This window comes from Allobosea sp. (genome assembly GCF_030694325.1).
In the GTDB taxonomy this organism is placed as follows: Bacteria; Pseudomonadota; Alphaproteobacteria; order Rhizobiales; family Beijerinckiaceae; genus Allobosea.
Map to the genome: position 1 here is coordinate 1 of NZ_JAUXYO010000245.1, position 4,562 is coordinate 4,562.

Here is a 4,562-nt window from a genome sequence, read left to right on the forward strand (position 1 = left end):
TCGGCGCGCTGCTGCCGCTGGCCTTCCTCGCGGCGGAGGTCCTGCGCCGCGATCTCTGGCAGCAATTCGACGGCGCCATGCTGCGCGCCCTGTTCAACGCGCTCGTCTTCTCGGGCCTCGCCTCCGGTGTCGTGATCCTGCTCGGCGTCGGCATCGCGGCGGCCCGGCGGCAAGGACGCGAGCCATGGCTCCCCGCGCTGTCGCGACTCGCCTCGCTGGGCTACGCGGTGCCCGGCACGGTGCTCGCGCTCGGCCTGCTGGTGCCGCTGGCGGCGCTCGACAACGTCGTGGCGGACGCGCTGCGGCGCTGGTTCGGCCTGAACAGCGGCCTGCTGCTGATCGGTTCGGGAGCGGCTCTCGTCCTCGCCTATGTCGTCCGCTTCCTCGCCATCGCCGTCTCGGGCGTCGAGAGCGGGCTGTCGCGCATCTCGCCGCGGATCGACGACGCCGCCCGCACGCTCGGCGCCGGCGCGCCGGAGGTGATGCGACGGATGCACTGGCCACTGGCCCGCCCGGCCGTCGCGGCGGCCGCCCTGCTCGTCTTCGTCGACTGCCTCAAGGAACTCCCCGCGACGCTGCTGCTGCGTCCGCTCAATGTCGAGACGCTCGCGACCACCGTCTACGGCCACGCCTCGCGCGGCGCCTTCGAGGACGGGGCGCTCGCCGGGCTGCTGATCGTGCTCGCCGGCCTCTACCCCGCGGTGCGGCTGGCCCGCGCCGGTGGGCGGCCTGGTTGAGCCGGCTCGACAAGCCCGGCCCGTCGTCCTAAACGGGGACATGAGCGGAACGAGGGCCTGGGAACGCCTGCCCCACCCGTCGCCGGGCCATGACGAAGGGCCGCCGCCTCGGCCGGGGCGAGGCTTCGGAGGCCAGCCGGCATGGGTCTTTCGCCGCTGACGATCTCCCGAACGGCGGTTCGCCGGCGTTCGCCGCGCCTTGCTGACCAAGGCCACTGCACTCCTCCCTCGGATCTTCATCCAAGAACTTCATGACGCGACGCGCCTCGATCCTCGCCTACAGCCTGATCCTCGTGCTCGGTCTCCTCGGCCTTCAGTCGTGGAGCTTCGCGGTCGCGCGGGTCGAGCAGCATGTGATCGGGGCGATCGAGGCCCGCACCGGCCTGACGGTCACAGCGCTCGAACGCGCCGAGATCGCCTTCCTGCCGCTGCCGCGGATCAGCCTGTCGCAGGTGGCCTTCACGCAGCGCGACGGCTCGCTCGCCGGCCGCGCATTGCGGCTGCGGGCCCGGGCCAGGCTCCTGCCGCTGCTCGCCGGCCGGATCGACGTCGACCGGATCGATCTCGTCGGCCCGCAGCTCGACGTGGCGATCGCCCGGGCCGGCGACGGTCCGGCCGACTGGCTGGCAGGCCCCCTCGACGACCTGCAGCGGCTGCGGGGCCAGAGTCACATCACGATCACCGCGGGTTCGATCTTCCTGCGCGCGGAGGGGGCGATCCGCAGCATCCTGCGCGACGTCAACCTCGTCCTGGCCGAGCGCGAGGCGCAGGCGCCGCTGTCGGTGGCGGGAACCTTCACCTGGCGGGGCGTGCCGACCGAGGTCAGCCTGCTCTGGCCGGTCGCGACCGCGCGCGGGCGCACCATGCTCAGCGTCGAAGCGCCGCTCCTGAAGCTCCAGTTCGAGGGACTGCGCAGCAGCGCTCCGGAGACGATCACCACCGGCCAGCTCACGCTCGCGACGCGCTCCCTGCCGGAGCTGGTCGGCTGGTTCGGCGAGGCGCCGCGCCTGGCGGGCGCGATCGGGCCGCTCTCGCTCAGCGCCGATCTGCGCATGCGGCCCAACGACACCGCCCTGACCAACGTCGTGCTGCGCCTCGACGGAGATCGCCTCGACGGCGCGCTCAACCTGGCAACGGCGGCGGGCCGCACCGCGCTCTCCGGCACGCTGGCGGGCGCGACGCTGGATGCCGGTCGCCTGCTCGGGCGACTCGATCGTCCCTCGACCTCGCTCACGCCCGATGCCGCTCCCCTGCCCTTCGCGGCCTGGACGGCGCAGGATCTCGATCTGCGCGTCTCGGTCGAGACATTGCGGCTGGACGGCGCCCGTTTCACCGATGTCGCGACCTACCTTCTCGTCAAGAAAGGGCGCTTCGAGGCCGGCATCGGCCGCGCCAGCGCCTATGGCGGCAGCGTCAAGGGCCGCCTGCTGGCGACCGCGACCCCCGCAGGCATCGACCTCAAGCTCACCGGCGGGCTCGACAAGGTCAATCTCGGCCGGGCCGGCGCCGACCTGCCGTCGCTCGCGCGGCTGAGCGGCACCGCTGCGCTCCAGTTCGGCCTCGACGGGCTGGGACACACCCTGCCGGAGCTTGTCGCGTCGCTGAGCGGCAAAGGCAATCTCGCCCTGCGCCAGGGCGAGCTGTCGGGCTTCGCCTTCGGCGAACTCGTGCGCCGCGCCGAGCGCAATCCCAGCCTCGCCTTGCGCGATTGGCGCCAGGGCAAGACGGCCTTCGACAGCGCCGGTGCCACAGTCACCGTCGCCAATGGCATCCTCACCCTGGCCGACGCGCAGATGAGCGGCCAGGGCTACCGCCTCACCCTGATCGGCACGGCCGGCCTCGCCGACGCACAACTCGACATGGCGGCGCTGCTGCAGCCCGCCACCGGCCCGCTTCGGCTGCCCTTCCGCCTGAAGGGCCCGCTCGCGGCTCCCGCTTTCGACCTGCAGGCCGAGGCGTTGCTGCGCCCGGTCGGGGCGGGCGAGGCCGAGCCGCCCCCCTCGCGCTGAGGCTCCCCGCATTCGCGCTTCCGTCGGGCGTCGCCTTGCGCTTGGATACGGCAAGGCCGCGTGACGGCCGACCGGGACGGCGACGGGAGAGCAGACGATGAATCACTGGATCGCGGCCACGGCCGGCCTCTTGGGATGGATGGCGATGGACCTGATGACCGGTGGCGCCCCGGCGGCGGCCCAGGAAATGATGACCGAAAAGCAGGTCTTCTCCCTGGAGCGTTTCACCACGCAGAGCGGGCGCACCCTCAAGGACGTCAAGATCGGTTGGGAGAGCTACGGCACGCTCAACGCCGACAAGTCCAACGCCGTGCTGATCTGCCATTTCTTCTCGGGCAACTCGCATGCCGCCGGCAAATACGACGCGAAGGACGCCGCGCCCGGGTATTGGGACGCGATCATCGGCCCCGGCAAGGCGATCGACACCGACAAGTACTTCGTCCTCTCTTCCGACACGCTGGTGAACCTCAACACCGGCGATCCGAAGACGACGACCACGGGCCCGGCCTCGATCGATCCCGACACCGGCAAGCCCTACGGCCTCGACTTCCCGGTCGTGACGGTCGGCGACTTCGTCAATGTCCAGAAGGCGCTGGTCGAGAGTCTCGGCATCAGGCGGCTGGCCCTGGTCGCCGGGCCCTCGATGGGTTCGCTCCAGACCTTCGAATGGGCGGCGCGCTATCCCGAGATGGTCGCCAAGGCGATGCCGGTGATCGGCGCGGGCGAGGCCGATGCGCAGCTGATCGCATGGCTCGACGTCTGGGCGGCCCCGATCCTGGTCGACCCCAACTGGAACAGGGGCGACTATTACGGCAGGACGCCGCCCAATGCCGGCCTCGCCAAGGCGCTGACCGCCGTGACGCTGCAGGCCAACCACGCCGACTGGGCCAACGCCACCTTCGGCCGCCGGGCCGCCAAGGAGGGCGAGGACCCGGCGAAGGCGCTCGGCAGCAAGTTCCAGGTCCAGAGCATTCTCGACAATGCCGGCGAGGCCCGCGCCAAGGTCTCGGACGCCAACCATTTCCTCTATCTGGTCAAGGCCAACCAGCTCTTCGCCGCAGGCGGCACCTCGCTCGCCGACGCCGCGACGAAGATCAAGGCGCCGGTGCTGCTGATCACCCAGCCCAAGGACCTCGTCTTCACCGCCGATGCGGTCGACCGCACCGCCGACACGCTGAGGAAGGGCGGCGTCGACCTCGCCCATGTCCATATCCAGGGCTCCCGCGGCCATCTCGACGGCGTCATCTCGATGAAGCAGGCCGAAGGCGCGATCCGGGCGTTCCTGGCGAGATAGCGCGGCCGCCTCCCGAAGGCGCGCCTTCAGAAGCCGATGTTCAGGCCCATCCGCAGGATCTCGCCGCGCGTCTTGGCCCGCATCGTCGCATATTCGTCGGTGAAGAACCCGGCGGTCTCGCCGAGCACAAGCCGCTGGGTGCCCAGATCGTAGTGGAGATAGTCGAGCCGCAAAGAGAGCATCGGCCCCAGCGCATATTCGAGGCCGCCGCCGAGCGCCCAGCCCGAGACCATCTGCGGATTGGAGCCGGCATAGGTCGGGTTGTTCGTCGGCACCGGCGTGATCGCGCCGCGCTGGCCGAGATGCCCATAGGCATAGCCGCCGGTGGCGAAGACCAGGAGATCGCCGAAGGCGACGCCGGCGCGCGCCCGCACGGTGCCCAGCGTGAACAGCTCGGTCTGCGCCTGCGTCGTCACCTCGACGCCGAAGGGATTGACGGTCGAGGCCTTGCGGCCGCCGGTATGCATCGCTGAGAAGTCCGTCTCGGCGCCGAGCACCATCGGGCCGAGCTGATAGTTGAAG

The 4,562-nt window shown here is 71.0% G+C and carries 4 protein-coding genes; 3 read left to right on the forward strand and 1 reads right to left on the reverse strand.

The window, feature by feature from the left end:
* The 3 genes from Q8M82_RS16245 to Q8M82_RS16255 all read left to right on the forward strand — a co-directional run.
* Positions 1-737, forward strand: a 737-nt coding sequence (locus Q8M82_RS16245) for an ABC transporter permease (protein WP_305692367.1), incomplete at its 5' end; no start/stop codon positions are given.
* A 251-nt stretch (positions 738-988) separates the two neighbouring features.
* The gene (locus Q8M82_RS16250; protein WP_305692368.1) at positions 989-2,746 is read left to right on the forward strand and encodes an AsmA family protein; all 1,758 of its coding nucleotides are present in this window, start codon (positions 989-991) and stop codon (positions 2,744-2,746) included.
* A gap of 97 nt (positions 2,747-2,843) precedes the next feature.
* Positions 2,844-4,040 (forward strand): E22 family MetX-like putative esterase, encoded by a 1,197-nt coding sequence (locus tag Q8M82_RS16255; RefSeq protein ID WP_305692369.1) that lies wholly within the window; start codon positions 2,844-2,846, stop codon positions 4,038-4,040.
* Between the two features lie 26 nt (positions 4,041-4,066).
* Here Q8M82_RS16255 and Q8M82_RS16260 read toward each other — a convergent pair.
* Positions 4,067-4,562, reverse strand: a 496-nt coding sequence (locus tag Q8M82_RS16260) for an outer membrane protein (protein WP_305692370.1), incomplete at its 5' end; no start/stop codon positions are given.